14 protein-coding genes are annotated in these 16,739 nt (G+C 46.6%); 9 read left to right on the top strand and 5 right to left on the bottom strand.

The annotated features are described in order from the left end of the window. The first annotated feature begins 184 nt into the window (after nucleotides 1-184). The 5 genes from D886_RS0122165 to galU all read left to right on the top strand — a co-directional run bounded on the left by D886_RS0122165 (nucleotide 185) and on the right by galU (nucleotide 4,859). Nucleotides 185-976 carry an ABC transporter permease gene (locus D886_RS0122165; RefSeq protein WP_081717535.1) on the top strand — a complete coding sequence of 264 codons (792 nt, stop codon included), beginning with the start codon at nucleotides 185-187 and terminating at the stop codon, nucleotides 974-976. A 13-nt stretch (nucleotides 977-989) separates the two neighbouring features. Beyond that, on the top strand, nucleotides 990-1,643 hold the full coding sequence (locus D886_RS0122160) for an ABC transporter ATP-binding protein (protein ID WP_027595993.1): 654 nt from the start codon (nucleotides 990-992) through the stop codon (nucleotides 1,641-1,643). Nucleotides 1,644-1,697: 54 nt separating this feature from the next. After that, nucleotides 1,698-2,804 (top strand): ABC transporter permease, encoded by a 1,107-nt coding sequence (locus D886_RS0122155; protein ID WP_027595992.1) that lies wholly within the window; start codon nucleotides 1,698-1,700, stop codon nucleotides 2,802-2,804. Beyond that, a complete protein-coding gene (locus D886_RS0122150) occupies nucleotides 2,797-3,882 on the top strand; it encodes a polysaccharide biosynthesis/export family protein (RefSeq protein WP_027595991.1) in 1,086 nt (361 codons plus the stop codon). Before D886_RS0122155 ends, D886_RS0122150 begins: the two co-directional genes overlap by 8 nt. A 137-nt stretch (nucleotides 3,883-4,019) precedes the next feature. Next, nucleotides 4,020-4,859: a UTP--glucose-1-phosphate uridylyltransferase GalU gene (galU, locus tag D886_RS0122145; protein WP_027595990.1), complete on the top strand. Its 840-nt coding sequence runs from the start codon at nucleotides 4,020-4,022 to the stop codon at nucleotides 4,857-4,859. Between the two features lie 56 nt (nucleotides 4,860-4,915). Here the strand turns inward: galU and D886_RS0122140 are convergent, their stop codons facing one another. Beyond that, nucleotides 4,916-5,854 (bottom strand): SIS domain-containing protein, encoded by a 939-nt coding sequence (locus D886_RS0122140; RefSeq protein WP_027595989.1) that lies wholly within the window; start codon nucleotides 5,852-5,854, stop codon nucleotides 4,916-4,918. A gap of 415 nt (nucleotides 5,855-6,269) precedes the next feature. Here D886_RS0122140 and D886_RS28025 point away from each other — a divergent pair, with 415 nt between their 5' ends. From D886_RS28025 to D886_RS28255, 4 genes are all read left to right on the top strand, one after another. Then, a complete protein-coding gene (locus D886_RS28025) occupies nucleotides 6,270-7,031 on the top strand; it encodes an acyltransferase (RefSeq protein WP_081717534.1) in 762 nt (253 codons plus the stop codon). A 168-nt stretch (nucleotides 7,032-7,199) separates the two neighbouring features. Then, nucleotides 7,200-8,249, top strand: a complete 1,050-nt coding sequence (locus D886_RS28020; RefSeq protein WP_081717533.1) for a galactosyltransferase-related protein — start codon at nucleotides 7,200-7,202, stop codon at nucleotides 8,247-8,249. Next, nucleotides 8,246-9,778, top strand: a complete 1,533-nt coding sequence (locus D886_RS28015; RefSeq protein ID WP_081717532.1) for a stealth conserved region 3 domain-containing protein — start codon at nucleotides 8,246-8,248, stop codon at nucleotides 9,776-9,778. Before D886_RS28020 ends, D886_RS28015 begins: the two co-directional genes overlap by 4 nt. Nucleotides 9,779-9,818: 40 nt before the next feature. Then, a complete protein-coding gene (locus tag D886_RS28255; protein ID WP_155951456.1) occupies nucleotides 9,819-10,718 on the top strand; it encodes a hypothetical protein in 900 nt (299 codons plus the stop codon). An 85-nt stretch (nucleotides 10,719-10,803) separates the two neighbouring features. On the opposite strand, the gene D886_RS28010 is transcribed toward D886_RS28255, so the two are convergent. The 4 genes from D886_RS28010 to D886_RS0122115 form a co-directional block, all read right to left on the bottom strand. After that, nucleotides 10,804-12,894 carry a CDP-glycerol glycerophosphotransferase family protein gene (locus tag D886_RS28010; protein ID WP_081717531.1) on the bottom strand — a complete coding sequence of 697 codons (2,091 nt, stop codon included), beginning with the start codon at nucleotides 12,892-12,894 and terminating at the stop codon, nucleotides 10,804-10,806. 115 nt (nucleotides 12,895-13,009) lie between these two features. Beyond that, nucleotides 13,010-13,912: an acyltransferase gene (locus D886_RS27495; RefSeq protein WP_050580774.1), complete on the bottom strand. Its 903-nt coding sequence runs from the start codon at nucleotides 13,910-13,912 to the stop codon at nucleotides 13,010-13,012. Between the two features lie 72 nt (nucleotides 13,913-13,984). Further along, nucleotides 13,985-14,767, bottom strand: a complete 783-nt coding sequence (locus D886_RS27490) for a DUF6270 domain-containing protein (protein WP_027595987.1) — start codon at nucleotides 14,765-14,767, stop codon at nucleotides 13,985-13,987. 1 nt (nucleotide 14,768) lies between these two features. After that, nucleotides 14,769-15,512 carry a DUF6270 domain-containing protein gene (locus D886_RS0122115; RefSeq protein WP_027595986.1) on the bottom strand — a complete coding sequence of 248 codons (744 nt, stop codon included), beginning with the start codon at nucleotides 15,510-15,512 and terminating at the stop codon, nucleotides 14,769-14,771. Between the last annotated feature and the right edge of the window lie 1,227 nt (nucleotides 15,513-16,739).

Here is a 16,739-nt window from a genome sequence, read left to right as displayed (position 1 = left end):
CCGGCGAATGATTGCAATTTCGCTCAATTTTCTTGACGCTTGCGTCTCATCGAATTAACCTCGCGCACCTTAGAACATGGAAGTATCCGGGATATCCCCAGCCTACCCGCCACGGGAATCGGGCCTTTCGTGAAGATGAATTCCGGCGTGCCTAGGCGCGCTGCTTTGCTTTGCGGTCGCCATCTTGAAGCCTCGTTCCTGTCTACAAATCCAGAAATCAGTTATTTTCGCACTCGTTTTACGTGAAGCGCGCGCACGCGTCGGCGACAGCCGTCTCGGGGCCGTGTGGATGCTGTTAGAACCCCTGGTTCACCTCCTTCTTTTTTCCTTGCTCTTTGCAATGCTACGAGGCCGCACCGTATCTGGTGTCGAATACCCGGTGTTCATTTTAGTCGGCATGGCGCCCTTCCTACTCTACCGAAATACTGCCCTACGGCTCATGGACAGCCTTCGAGAGAACCGATCACTGTTTGGCTACAAACAGATCAAACCACTGGATACCTATGTTGCACGGGTCATTGTCGAGACCTGCATTGCGGCCACAGTTTACGCTCTCCTGGTTTTTGGCTTTGCCTGGTTTGGATTCGACATGTCAATCCATAGTCCATTGGAGTGGGTCTTTACATTGCTTTTGGGTTTGCTGTTCGCCTTCGGCTTGGGGATGTTCCTAGCTTTGGTCACCCACGCCTTGCCCAGCCTTAAGATCGTCATTCGCATGGCGTTCTTCCCTCTGTACTTTATCTCCGGCGTACTGATCCCTGCATCGTACCTGCCACAGACTATGATGCCGGTGTTACTGCTGAACCCTTTCCTGCACATCCTTGAGCTAATCCGTGCAGAAGTGCTGCCACACTACACCCCGGTCGACGGCGTCTCCGTGACCTATGTGTTTACCTTCACCCTGGTATTGCTGTTCCTGTCCCTTGGTGCGTACCGCGCCCGCAGGATGCATCTGATTTCCACCAAGAACGGTTAAGTACAGGCCAAACGTGTTCGAACTCAGAAACGTCACTAAGTCTTACCTCACCCCTAAAGGGCGCCGGTATGTCTTTCGCAACCTATCGCTGGCGATACCGCCCGGAAAGAACATTGGTCTCATAGGCCGAAATGGGGCAGGCAAATCCACTCTCATGCGGTTGCTGGGTGGTGCCGATGTTCCGGACTCCGGCACGATTGCCACCGACCGAAGCATTTCATGGCCTGTTGGTTTGACGGGCGGCTTCCAAGGCAGCATGACGGGGCGCGACAACATCAAGTTCGTATGTCGAATTTACGGAGCCACCGGCGAAGCGATGCGCGAAAAAGTACGCTATGTCCAAGAATTCGCGGAAATAGGCGACTGGATTGACGAGCCGATCAAAACATACTCATCTGGCATGCGCTCGAGGGTTGCATTTGGGTTGAGCATGGCTTTCGACTTCGATTACTACTTGATTGACGAAGTCATGTCTGTAGGAGATGCGCAGTTCAAACGCAAATGCGCAGAAGTTTTTAAAGATAAACTCCAGAGATCGAATGTCGTATTAGTTTCTCACTCAATGCCTGAGATTGAAAAACTTTGTGATGTAGTCCTTCTTGTGCGCAACGGCGGCATCCAGGTATACGACGATGTTGCCAAAGGCATTGAAGCTTACAATAGTTGATTAAACTCTTTTCCAATTAAGCAGCACCGTTCCACTTGAAGGATGCATCCAACTATGAGCAGTACGGGTAAAAAGAAGGAATGGCGCCTTACGATCGCCATGGTGATTTTGCCAATGATATTGGCAGCCGTGTACTACGGGGTGTTTGCTGTTGATCGCTATGTAAGCTCCGCACAGGTTGTAGTACGTCAAGATGGCGGCACCCCAGGCGCTCAGGTACCAGGTCTGGCTACTCTGTTGACAGGTGCCAACCCTGCCTCTAGAGAGGAGACTCTTTATCTCCGTGAATTCATCACCTCTATGGACATGATGCTGCTGCTTGAAGAAAAAGCACATTGGATCGAGCAGTTTTCAGCCCAGCGCAGCGATGTGTTTTTCTGGCTGGACGAGAATGCTCCGCGTGAGAATTTGCTTAAGTATTACCAGCGCATGGTCTCTGCACATTATGATGAAACCACTGGCCTTCTGCGCGTTGAAGTTCAGGCATTTACGCCAGAACTGTCCGAGCAGATGCTGCGCATAATCCTTCAAGCTAGCGAACATTTCGTTAACGAAGTGAGCCACAACATAGCCCGCGAACAAATGAAATTCGCTCAAAGCGAATTGGAAAGCGCTCGAATCAATTATGCCAAGCGTAAAACTGAACTTATGGACTTCCAGAACATCAACAAAGTTCTGGACGGCGCGAATACTGCGCAGAGCCGGGCAACTATTATTGCCGACTTAGAGAGCCAGTATACAAAGGAGCAAGCTAGCCTGACGGAGATGTCGTTCAAGTTGCGTAGTGATGCTCCCCAAATACGTCAACAGAAGCAAAAAGTCGAAGCCATTACTCAACAATTAGCTAAAGAAAAGCGATTGCTCGTTTCTTCGCCAAAAGGCTCTCAACTTAACGTTGTTGCTTCACGCTTCCAACAACTGACCCTCGACGCCGGGATTGCTGAGGAAACTTACAAAGCATCTGTAGCAGCGCTTGATAATGCCCGCATCGAAGCGAGCAAAAAAATTCGTACCCTGGTCACTGTAGTCAGCCCCAACACCCCGCAGCTCGCCCTCTACCCAGAGCGCTGGTACAACCTGGCAACTATTTTGCTTGGCCTGTTGATGCTTTACGGCATCACCCGCTTCATTCTGGCGTCGATCGAGGATCATCGTGATTAAATCCCTGGCTTTATCTCGTAATTTTAATCTGAAGCTAGCAGCGGTGGCGCTTGCGACACTTGGCTTGGCTGGTTGCGGTGGAACCCTCTCAGGTGCTGGACCTTACAAAGGCGCAATCGAGAAAAAATCAGAGCAGTACATTCTCGTAGACATTAATGCGACCTCGATCGCACCTTACATGCAGGGGGCGCCACGTCCGGCTGTGAGCTCCGTGACTACACCAGTTTCACCAGAAGTCAGATTGATGTCCGGTGATACACTCAACGTACTCATTGCCGATACGGCTCCGGAAGGGTCTGCACTTTTTGCTCCGCTGGCCACCGGCGGCACTCAGCTTAAAACTCGTATCGACTCTCAAGGAATGCTGTCACTACCCTACGTCGGCAGACAGTTCGTGGCAGGCATGACTCTCAATCAAGTAGAGAACATGATCCGACGTCAGCTGAAAGGAATTACCACGGACGTTCAAACTCATGTTGAATTGGTCGGCGACCTCTCCGGCTCAGTGCTAGTAGCAGGAGCAGTGAAAACCCCCGGTCGTTTCAGTACTTTGCAAGGGCCGTTGACTCTGCTGGATGCAGTCAACCAAGCAGGCGGGCCTGTACTGGAATCTCATTTAGTTAATGTCACAGTGCGCAACGGTACTCAAGTACAGCAATTCAACTATGAGGACGTGCTTGCTGGCAATAACATGATTCTGCGCCCTAACTCTGAAGTAGTTCTAGACCGAGCACGCCAACGGTTTGTAGCTATGGGGGCTGTAGGTGAACCTGGCTTGAAAGATCTCCCTAGTAAGAACACAACCTTACTAGATGCCTTGGGATCTGTAGGCGGTCTGCGTGAACAAAACGCCAACCCTGAGGGTGTTTTTGTCTTCCGCATGCCTACCGGCGAGAATACAAAGCCGACTGTATTGCGTTTGAATATGAGAGATCCAGCAGCAATCTTTTACGCACGACAGATTGCCATCAAACCGGATGACACCATTTACGTGACTAATGCCGCAGTTTACGAATGGCAAAAAATCATCTCTCCTATTGTACAAACAATGATCATAGGCAGAACCACCGGACTATAAATAAGCGACCAATAACTCCGCCAACCCAAAAAGCTGATCGTTATTGCGTTACAACACTGAGTAATTTCGGACATAACCGTGAGCTTACCTCACGGTTTTTCCTACCCACACCTCGAAGCAGCTAAAGACTGGAAATTATGATCAAGAAATGCCTTTTCCCAGCCGCCGGATACGGCACCCGCTTCCTGCCCGCTACCAAAGCCATGCCGAAGGAAATGCTGCCGGTGGTCAACAAACCACTGATTCAGTACGGCGTTGAGGAGGCACTGGATGCCGGCCTGAGCGAGATTTCCATCGTCACGGGCCGAGGAAAGCGTTCTCTGGAAGATCATTTCGACATTAGCTACGAGCTGGAGAACCAGATCAAGGGCACTGACAAGGAAAAATACCTAGTCGGCATCCGTCGCCTGCTGGATGAGTGCTCTTTCTCATATACCCGTCAGACCGAAATGAAGGGCTTGGGCCACGCGATTCTCACCGGCCGCCCTTTAATCGGCGAAGAACCGTTTGCCGTAGTCCTAGCGGATGACCTCTGCGTTAACCCGAACGGAGACGGCGTACTGACTCAGATGGTAAAACTATACAAACAGTTCCGCTGCTCAATCATCGCTATCCAGGAAGTCGACCCTCAAGAAACCAATAAGTACGGTGTGATTGCCGGCGACATGATCCGTGAAGATATCTTCCGAGTGACAAATATGGTCGAGAAGCCTGCGCCTGAAGACGCGCCCTCGAACTTAGCTATCATCGGTCGCTACATTCTGACGCCCGACATTTTCGACATCATCATGAACACTCCGCCTGGTAAAGGTGGTGAGATCCAGATCACTGACGCCCTGATGCAGCAAGCGCAAAGCGGTTGTGTCATAGCGTACAAATTCAAAGGCCAGCGTTTTGACTGCGGCGGCGCTGAAGGTTACATTGACGCAACAAACTTTTGCTTCCAAAATTATTATAAAGCTGGCAAAGCTTACTAAATGATCACAAGGGAAAGGCCAGAATGAATGGCCTTTCCTGCTTTCCGAGTGGAAAGTTAATCGAAAATTTCAACTATACCCAATACTTCACCACTTCCGGCCCCTAGAACCGCCAACGCGCGAACTTTATTTTCTCGCATGTAGCTTTCAGCCTCTGACAACTGCGCAGAATCGAGAATTGTATGAGGATTAGGTGTCATAAAATACTGAACACTTTCCCTGACCACATCGGGACTTTCAAGCAACGCCCTTCTCAAGTCCCCGTCCGTTACAATACCTACAAGCTCACCATTATTATCTGTAACCAATGTTAAACCTAGCCGACTTTGGGTCATCATCGACAGACAGTCATGAAAACTTGTATCAGGTGACACTATCGGCGCAGGAGAATGCATAACATCACATACGCGTGTCAGTAATTTTCGACCCAAGCTACCACCTGGATGAAATCGCGCAAAATCCATGGGCTTAAACTGAAGCGCATCAATAAGAGCAACTGCTAACGCATCACCCATTGCCATGGTCGCGAGCGTAGATGTAGTAGGCGCCAGGTTATTTGGGCAAACCTCCCGCTCAACTGAAATATCAAGCCAAATATCAGCGTTCTTGGCAAGCGTCGACCGACCATTGCCTGTCATCGCAATGATGGTATTGCCAAACGAGCGAAGACTTGGCAGTAGCTTTATTAACTCCTCAGTCTCACCGCTATAGCTTATCAAGATCAAAACATCGATTGACTTGAGCATCCCCAAATCACCGTGAAACGCCTCTGCCGGATGGAGAAAAAAACTTGGTGTTCCGGTTGAGGCAAAAGTGGCTACCATCTTTTGCCCAATCAAACCTGACTTGCCCATACCGCAGACAACCGTGCGACCTTTACAGCCCAAGATTACTTGAACTGCACTTTGAAACTCACCATCCAGACGGTGCGCTAGCTGGTTTATCGCTTGGGCTTGGGCAACAAGCGCTTCCTTGGCGATTAGGAGATGATTCATTTCCACCTCATGGGCGTATTAGCAAAGAAACAATACTAAAGCTTTCAGCAAGCCCTGCAAAGCAGGATCGGGCAAAGCCACTGCTTTCCATCCCAATTTTTGGCCGAACCAAGGCCCAATTTCGTAAGCACCTACAGAAGCGGGGCCTCATGACTGCTGGCCTGCGGAGCAGGCTGAGAATAGCTTGGCGGTGTCAAATATCTCTCGCCCGCGGACAAGCTAGGCGTATGCGACTAAATCGCTTGCGAGCCACGAACAATTAGTAAGGGCAGCCGGCGCGTTGAACAAATGATGCCCGATTAGGCGTGCCACTCTCTTCCACCTCCACACTTAGTAGCATGTCGCGGACGCAGTGTGCAATAATTGATGCTCGCTTCAATAACTAGACACCATTGACTGAGCACACTGCTAACACATGATTATCGTTAATACCATAAGACCATACAAAGATGAACACAACAATGAAATCTTTTGCGACGAAGAGATCAAAACCGCTAGAGTTGTATTCTATGGGAAGAACAATAAACTCGTAGTTAAAAAAGGAAGTAAAATCAAAGGAGGGATTTACTTCGAATGCAATAACGGCACATGCCATATAGGGCAAAATCGATTCAAGGGCTTTATACGATTAGGAGAAGACTGCACCGTAACCATAAACGACAAAGTTACCTGCACAAATGATTGCCTGATTACCGCCGCCGAAGGAATATCGGTAACTATTGGTGAGGATTGCATGCTTGCTTCCGACATCCAAATACGCGCAGATGACGGCCATCCAATTTTTGATGTTAAGTCAGAGAAACGGATAAACATGCCTAAGTCGGTCAACATCGGAGCTCATACCTGGATCGGGGGAAGAGTAACAATATTGAGCGGCGCGAATGTTGGACAGGGTAGTGTTATCGGTTTTGGCAGTATAGTAAAGGGTAAAATACCGAACAACTGTGTAGCTGCGGGGGCTCCCATTAGAGTGGTTCGAAAGAATATCGCGTGGGAACGTCCTCACCTCAATCATGTCGCCCCTCCTTACAAGCCAGATGCTTCATTTGTATCCAAGTCCCCCTACTGGAACAGTACAATTGAAGAAGTCGCATCTATTGAAGAACCCTCACCCATTATAGAGCCCCATTGGACTAAACGCATTCTTCAAAAGCTAGGAATTAAAATAGGCGAATAGCAAATGAATTCACTTAAGCGTATTAGTCGTTTGTCGCTGAAGCCCCCAGCATTTGCCATCTTCATTTATGCTAGCTAAACCTCTCGATTTGGCCTTTATAGTAGATAGGCAATCAGCCCAAGAAACAAGAGACTTCATTAGCGATCTTGAAAACTTACGGATAGGATAATGCTGCGAATCACAGAAGCTCAAAACATTGAACCTTGCAGATTGGATCATCTAGAGCATCTTACAGCTATCGTTCCTTTAGACCTGGAATTCCGAGCGAAGGACATACTAGCCAAAGTTAGACTGATGGTTGAACTTTGTCACGGCTCATCACTCAAGATCGTATTTGCCCATAACGATCGTAAAACAGCAGCGGATGCTCAACTAAAACAATCCCTCCGCGATATAAATAATGTATCGCTAGTATCAGGGAAATTTTACGAAGGCACTGTTAACTCAGGACTTCTAAGAAATATCGCGTTCGAAGCTGTTCATACAGAGCACTTGGTGTTATTGGATGTAGATCTATGGCTTGATCTAAATATACTATCCAAATATCTTGCCAAAATCATCAAAAATGAAGAATCATTCACAATAATTCCTTGCCTTTATCTATCCGAGGCCGGTAGCAGGTCCTTGGTTTCCCGAGAGAAGTCCACTAACCTATTAAAAGAACAGTACTTTTCTTTCTCTCGGAAAGAATTTTTGCACTTGGCGAATCCCTCGTCTATCGTAATACTACGAAGTGATGATTATAAAATTCTGAACGGGTTCGATGTTACCTTTGCAGGTCACGGATACGAAGATTTTGACTTCCTTCTCAGACTTGCTGTATTACGTTCAAAAATCAGCCCTGCTCTAGACTTTTTTGAGAACGCGACGATGAGAGCTCCCCTTTTTGCACAAGGATTTAGACGGGAGATCGGGCGCTTTTGTTTAACACCATTATTAGAAAAAGATTTCTTCCTTCACATATTTCATCAAAAACCTAACGAAAGTGCTTTATATTATTCACTTCGCCAAAAAAATTATCTTTATTTTTGCGAGAAACATAAAGCCTTCGTTGACGGCGAGCGACCGGTCGATCCAACACTGATGACGGATTTTATAAATCTATGTTCAAGTACCGAAAGGAGAGTACAAGACTATTCGATTTATTTTGAGAACAAGCCTGGCCACGTAGACAGATATGACACTTTTCGGAAGCGGCTTAAGTTTTTATTTAAATGAAAAAAAAACTGATTTCCCCAAAGCTTGAAAAATTGGTTAGTGATCCGAATCGATTTTTTTTAGATTTCTTTCGAAAACGGGTTAATAAAACGAAGGTGCATGTGATTGGTCAACGCAGCACACAGTCCGCAGCAAAAAAGCTCTCCGCGGCTGATCTAAATATGGTTAAGCAATTCGGTATACCGAGTTTCGTCATCAGTAAACTGAAATGCCCACATGGTGTCAGTGACGGTACTGATCCAAGAAGCCTCCTCGTCAATGGCTGTCATGTCAAAGACACGTTAAAACTGATTGATTTAATCAGATGCTCCTTCGGGCTTACAACATTACTATATGACCACGAACGGAGCGCGGTTATATACGCGGACGAAAATGCGTTACCTTTATCCAATGCAGCCTCCAAAGAATTCTCCAAAGCATCACAGTTTATTATAGAGTTTTCTGATCCTAAACATGAATTAGACACTGTTTTAAGAATTTACCTAAGCGATCAAACAGAAGACGGCTACTCAGCACTTCGTTCTAACCACGCCTGGATTAAGAAATTAAAACTTGAAGAATATTCAAACTTGCAGTCTAAGTACATCAACGATCTTTGTCGCAAACCAATAGATGCCGTCATCACTTGGGTTGACTGCACCGATGAAGGATGGCAGTCCGCTTGGAATGAAACATATCCCGATAGGCCATTTGACCTCGACCGCTTCACAAGCAACGAAGAACTCCGGTATTCGCTAAGGTCAATTAACAAATATGCGCCTTGGTTCAATAAAATATTCATTGTTAGCAATTGCGAACGCCCATTATGGCTGTCGAAAAACGATGGGAAGGTTCAATGGGTCACGCATGATGAGATTTTTCCATCAGCCTCGACTCTACCGACATTCAACTCTCACGCAATAGAATCTTGCCTCCATAGAATACGCGGACTTTCAGAAAACTTTGTTTATTTCAATGACGACTTCTTAATCTCTTTACCATGTCGACCCAACGATTTTTTTGACGAGTACAATCGCCCCATTTTGTATTTCGAGGAGTGTACTCCCGCACTATCAGGGTCCCCTCACACTGAAACCCCTGACTATCTACGCGCATCCATGAACTCAAGCGAACTAATATATGAATCTTTTAAGCATCGCCCACGACTTCAACATAAGCATGTTCCATACGCACTAAAGAAATCGATTCTAGAAGAGATGGAGGTACGCTTCATTCATGAATTTAATACAACTCGTAACTCACGCACCAGATCAGCCACCGACATCAATGTAGCTTCTTTTTTCTTCCAGCACTACATCAGAGCGACTGGTCGGGCGTCAACAGCCAAGGTCGCAAACTTTACCGCTAAGCCTCACACTGCCGCCAAATTACTTAATTACAACTCATTGAAGTATAAATTTATTTGCATCAATGACGGCGGCGACAGTGCAAAAAACAGTAAGTACAAAGAACTGTCAAAATCTTTCTTTGAAGAGCGCTATCCTGAATTACCAATTTGGGAAGTCTGCGAATCAATATCCGGAGACTAGAACCATGGTAACGAGACGCACCTTTACAGGTGGGCTGCTTGTGACGTTCATCGCCACTTATGCCAATGCCTTAACCCTTGGAGCTAAAAATCGAGGCGCTGACCAGCCATATTTCACATTGCTGTTGCCTTCTGACTATGATGCACAGGATTTAGCGCTTCAATCATTTGCTATTGACGATCACGGAGGTAGGCTTTACGCACAATTTGTAACCCATGAGAGACCTGCTCAGACGACCATTATGGAATATGACCTTACCCCAAACGGGAGGGGGCTACCCGTAACCATACGTCAACCGACTAGGGAAATAGGCCATCAGGGCCTTAGCTTGGAAAATGTCAGTGATGGGCCGCACCTCTGGGCCGCAGCACCTGGCAGAAGCTGGGAAGCCGTAAGATTTAAGTATAACCTCGATGGGCGTTTAGACATCCAACGCTACAAATTATTTGACGATTCCTATATGCGGTTTTCAATAACCGTCGCTATAAGCTATGACCAGAAGTGGCTTATCGCAACCAGTAGAAAAACAAAAGAGTATGGTGGGTCCAATACCATACGAATATTCGAGCTTCAGAAAGTTCTGAGGAACGATAGCAGAGATCTTTCGAACTCTTTCGAATATGAGTGGTCAATACCCACCCGACGTCGATTCCCCGTACAGGGTATTGCATCCAATCAAGACATCGTCGCCATCTCGTATGGAACTTCAAAGGCGAACGAATCTAAACCTGTGTTTGTTTATACTATTGAAGGCACAGCGCAAGGAATGATTCCTGACATTAACCCAGGCAAGAACAGCCTATTACCTAGACAATCATATGAACCTGAAGGACTTTGCTATAGTCGCGTTGGCGAAAAAGGGACGCCAGTATTGTTTGTAGGCGTCACCACAGGAAGGAAAGAAACAGGCCGTCAACGTGCAATATATGAACTTAAATAAAGCCCATGCAATATCCGAAAGCGCCCAGCTCCGTGGGCGCATTATGAATATTTCTTTGAGGTGAGTAATCAATCATAAGCGCAGACTAAGGTGATGTGATATCGCTCTTATTCAAAAGCTCCTCAATGGCAGCTATGGCTCGATTACAATTATTTTGATCTGTATGAAGAAACTTATTGACTGTTGGCTCAGGCCATTTCTCCCCAGCGGCCCAGCTTTGAATAAGGGCTACTAACTCTGCCGGTTTTTTCACAGACGAACGGCCAAGTCCCTCTTTCAAATCGAAATAGGAGCCATGAGCCTGATCATACATTGGCAGGTCAAAATGGAAGAAAGCGACTGGCTTTTTCATGTACATGAAATCCCAAGCAACGGATGAATAGTCGGTGACTAGCATCTTCGCTTTCATCATCAATTCATTGATTGGCTCTTGCCCGTTGTAGACAATTTCAACATGAGGCGGGAGATCCGTGAAGCATCCGATATGCTTCGCAATCATCGGGTGTAGATAAAACTTAATTACCAGACCCTGCCTTTCGCACAAGCTTGATAAATCAGAGCTTTTCAAAAATGTCATGTAGTTTCTGAAAAAGTCGCTCGACATAAAGCTGTGTTGATTTGATCGTTGTAGCCATTTCCGCCAAGTAGGCATGACAAGTATTTCATTTGTAGTATTCGACTTATCTACCAACCTGTCAAACCGAGGAAGACCGACAACCGGTACCTCATGTGGTTGATAGCCGAATTCCCGGCAGATAATGTCCTGCTCTAACGTAGTCGACGAGAAAAACAAATCAGATGCTACACGCGGATTACTTCTGTGAAATGAGATTTTCTTTAGTGCAATAACACCATGCTGAAGAAAAACAAAAGGCTTTTTAGCCATTACTTGGCCAATTGGATCCGCCTTCGGTGGCGCGAGACGATAACCGTGATAACGAGACTGAGATGACACATACACACGAGCGGTAAGCAACGACCAGTAATGCCGTAAGGTATACTTCCCTATCACATGCCTACCATATTTCTTTAACTTAATCGCATCTGGGCTTCTGCGATCAATAATATACTTAACATCTAGATCTGCCCTGCTCCGCTTGAGTTCCTCAAACAATGCCAATCCGTTATCTTGAGCGGCTGAAGCCTCAAACTCGTAGAGCAGCCAAGTATTAGACTGCGGCCGCCGCATGAAATTGAAAGCTTTGTATACGAGCGCGCGTTTGAACTTGTTAAAACTCGATAAAATCTCTTCCTCTACCCGGTGCGTAAAGAACAGTTCATCGCTATTGACTGCAGAGATGACTGATACGATATTACGACTCCCTATAGTGCCGAGCGACGCAATTGTGCGCACTTTCGAGTCTAAAGAAGCCGGAGTAGCCTTTGGAGTCCGCTCGTAAGATTCGCCATTAGCCCCTACGAGGGTAACTGATAACTTTAGACGACTTGGCGCTTTGAGCCGATCGTCACCATCAAACAGGTGTTTTGAAACATTGAATAGAAAGCCCGAATTGGTGTAATCACAATCAGGAAATCCGTATCTGTTTTGATTACCCATACTGCGCTTACGTTCACCTGGAACTCGCAGTACTTCCTCTCCAGCTTCATTTTTGAGTAACAGGAATGGCTCGAGATCAAGCGATGGTATCCCAGGTACAAAGGCGGAGCCCAATATGATGAACTCGTCTTTTTTGACCTTTACCGACTTCACATGTAAATGTTCAAGTCGTTTTACAGAACCTGCATGCTCAAACGCCTTCCTCACACGAAGGCGGGCACTCTTTCTGGTGTACGGAATATAAAGCTCGGCATCAAAAAGCTCACCCGCCCTCTGAAAGAATGTGCTCCCGATAAAGCGCTCATCGTTTGAGCTCACTTGCGCAGCAATTTCTTTACCCAATACGCGACTAATACCATTAGCCTTGCTGACATATCGAAATTGGTATGAGCCGCTGAGCTCAAGCACCTTGAAAGGCGCAACCCAAACCTCACCAGCCGAATCCGCTCTAAATCTCTCAAAATCCCATGTTTGTCCCGATTTTGTGTGCTCGAGAATCAATATAGAATTCGGTACCTTTTGAGCGAGCGGGATGGTAACTGTGATTCCAGTAGAGGTAAAAGCGAAAGCTGTATAGGCTAGTGTGCTAGGAGGCGCTTTTTCGAGTGCTTCACCCATTTTCAAAGATCCGTTAGTGCTTAATATTATCTACTGATACGCCGCCACTTTACGGACGACATCGACCTTACTATTTGAAATGCTTGGCGGTCTTACCGCCAAGCATCTAGGCGATTCAGGCCTCTGCAGGAATCTTCTCAAGTAGCTGAATAGCGACTTTATGCTGAGGATTCTTGTAAATCACAACTTGCAGGCACTGTCGAGCTGCCTTAAAGCTTCCCGACAGGTATTGCGACCGAGCGTAGTAGAACTGAGCATATCCTTCGAGATCTTCAAAGTTAGTGCCCGTATTCTTCATATACATGTCGATATCGAAAATGAGCTCTTTAGTTTCACCCGCCTTGATAGCTTGAGCCATTTCTTCTTTGGTGGGCAGGGTGGTTGGAACTTGTACTGCGCCAAGCGTAGCAACTGGCATCAGTTCGCGCTGCCAACTGATTCGGCTCTTAATAACTTTGGCCGGCACACCAGAAACTAATGTATAGCTAGGTACTGGACCAGATACAACCGAGTGACCACCCACAACGGAGCCACTACCAATTGTCACGCCTTTATAAATCGTAACGCCTTCACCAAGCCAGACATGGTCTTCAATCACGGTATTCTTAGCTGGATTGATACGGTCGCCACTAATGAGGTCTACAATAGAGTGCATGTCCGAAGTTCTAATTTCGACATTGGACATCAAGCAGCCACGGCCAATACGGATAGAAGCACCTTCCCATGCACTCAAGTGAGAATGCCGATTAAAGATGGTATTTTCACCAATTTCAATTTTGCTGAGTGGGGCAATCTGCAGCAACCCGTTTAGTTTTACGTTATCACCAACGATGAGTGTGCCGCTACCGCCCAGCATTTCGATGCGTACGTTCTCAAACGTTACATTTGCACCAATTTTAATGACGCAGTCTACACCCTTAAAATTAAGAGAATTCTTACCGTGGAAAATAGGCGTTGCGCCATCAAACCTATTACCTACGGCCGTAAACTCACCAAAAAAATCACTTTCACTAGTCATGCTTAATCCATCATTTTCCAAACAGAGCGGTTAAGGGGCGCGAACCTGAATGCGTCAAACCATTGACAGCTTTCAACTGCTGAGCTGATCCCTGTGACACAGGAGCGAAAACTTACTGATAAAATCTAACTGGTACTGCCTTTCGAAATGATAGGGCTCAAGGCCGAACGGGTAGCTTTCGTCACCTAGATAATACCGGTTGCGCATATCCACGGTCGTGACATCCCTTTCACTCAAAATCTGCTCATAGAATTTATTTAGCAAACTATTTGCTTTTTCAATATAACTGTATTTGGGGCCCTCAAACTTTACGTGCTCCCCTTTTTTATTGATAAATGCATCTGTAAACTCGAACAGGTGTAAAACAACCCGCGAATCTGGCAGCAGTCGTTTCATCAAATCAATAAAATCAAAGAAAGCTTGGAGGACTTGGGGTAACTGCTCAGGCGAATTCAGCAAACTGACGGCGGCAAGTCGCTCTTTGTTCTTTTTGTAGAACTCAGTTTTCATTAGACTGTTAGGATTGCAAGTGACAATAGACTCATTGACATTACAAACGCCATAGTGCGTATCCGCATAAAGATCGAGAATAATGTAATCTGGCTTTAGTGATACCAGCTTCCTGATATGCGCCTTTTCAATGTCCTCTTTCAAATATGCCAGTTGCTTCTCATTGAGACGACCGACCAACTCATCATCCGCTACTTTCGTGGGGGGCGCGACAAGCGAAATAAATGAAGACTGCCAAACAGTTGCAACACACTCGAAGTTTTCCCGATAAAAAGGCACAAAACTCCGATTGAAACAATCCCGCGTCACACACGCGCCAACGACTGCTACTTTTGTCTTTTCCATGTCATTCACTCCTCTCGAACTTCGCTTCCAAGACCTTGTTAGCAAACAATCCTAGCATGTGTGTATTGTATTTATTTTCGTATTTTGCAAGCCCCACCCCCCAAGGATGAAGCTCATGACCATGAAACTTGAACGGATCACTTTTAATTACAGCATCAAACATACACTCACCTTCGGAATTAATCCGCTTTAAGAGAGTGCTTTTTGCATCATAGTCATCCCGCCGAACCTTCCTAGGAATACCTTCTTTATCTATATAGGAATTCATCAATGGCGCACTATGCAGAACAACCAAAGCTTTGGGACATATTTCTCTAACAGTATCAACCAGACGTTTACATGCAACCAACCAGCCACTCACAAAGTCGTCTTCGTCGGAAAATATCCGTGTCCGATCCACAAGATCATCTTTTAAATGCTTGAGCATTATCGGATTTCTAGTAACGATACTTCCATCGTGCTGCACGCTGGTATACATAACATCAGAAACAAAATCTACAACCACTACTTCCGGAGCGAAACCTTGCAGCCTCTGCGGCCAGACCTTATTGAGGTTATTCTCAACAATCATTCTGTCCCAGGTAGAATAGGCACTGAAATCAACAGCATTCTTGACTGGCCCCGCAACATTACTCACAGTAGTGGTTTGATAACTAATAATTTCCGTCTTATAAAAAGAAACATCGTACGCATTAAAAATAAATATTCCACGCGTTGCTTCCGACCCAATTATTCCTACTTTCATTTTAGTTTCCTAATTCTATTTTTAGTGGCCAGGCAGCTGGTCGGACAGCTTATTGTCCTCAGCATTAAATATTCCTACCGAAGACCTGTACGCTTTGAAATAACGAAACTTTGGCACGTCATGGAATAAAAAAAACTCTTCATCATCCATGTCCACGCCCGACGAACATCTTGAAGGCCGATTAGGACTCCGCGTCCAATCTCTGGGTTCCGTCAAAATGTCGAATTCAGCAAAAGGACACGCGCACCACGATAATTGGACGTCACAAGACACATCCTCGAACGTCTGAGGGGGCCGCTGGAGAGAACGCAGACTATAACGGGCAGTATCAGTCAGCCTCCACGGACTATCGACGTAAAACGGAGCTGCACAGCGTGCTATCGGAAGTAGCACCGTAAGCAGGGAATGTGGGGATGAGGTGAGATTCAAGATGATGCACTGCATTGGGCGCCCAGCGGATCAACCGGGGCAGCGAAATCAATTTCAATGAAATGCCCTACCTTTCGCGGGGAAAAGGCATGCACGCTGCTTCCATTCTTCATATCCGCTAAGGTTAATCTGACCAGACTAGCCCAGTCAAGGCAGTCATGTACGCACGCAGACAGACGCCCCCCGCCATGGTGCATGGTGTGAGGCTTCAGACGCCAAGCATCATCCAATCTCAGATCGAATTAAGAGATGGGTAGCCCCACAGCAGATTATTGAATAGTGATACCACAATGACATCATGGCACCGTCAGGGCATTTACCTTTGCGTTGAGCTCAGGGTGCAATTGTGGGGCTGAGCCACAGACCATGAAGGTGAATACGAAGATGACTACGAGTGCTGTAATCGCCCGCCTATAAAGACAGGGAGGTCACGATTCCCGACAGATCAGTCAGGTTGACTGCTCATACGCCGAAGGCCTACGCGACCACCTAGATCCAAAGGCACTACGCTTGCCAGCCACTCTAGCTTAGGAATGATAATCCTCGCACTGGTGAATTCTCTTCGCAGTGGCGAGTGTGACTACTAAAACGGCTAAAGAAATTGATAGGCCGGAAATCAAAACTGCCATTTGAATCCACATACGTGCATCTCCCTGAACAGATAGGTCCGACTATCCACCGAGATCGTTACAGCAATGAGACACCGTGCTGACCGCCTGTCGCCCCTCCTACACACTGCCTTGCGCATGAGAGTGATAGCTATCCTGGTGCGCCCAATGCATGCTCCGGGATTTTCGT

Source organism: Pseudomonas sp. LAIL14HWK12:I7 (genome assembly GCF_000483465.1).
GTDB classification, from domain to species: Bacteria; Pseudomonadota; Gammaproteobacteria; order Pseudomonadales; family Pseudomonadaceae; genus Aquipseudomonas; species Aquipseudomonas kermanshahensis.
This window is presented reverse-complemented; position numbering and strand designations above follow the sequence as displayed.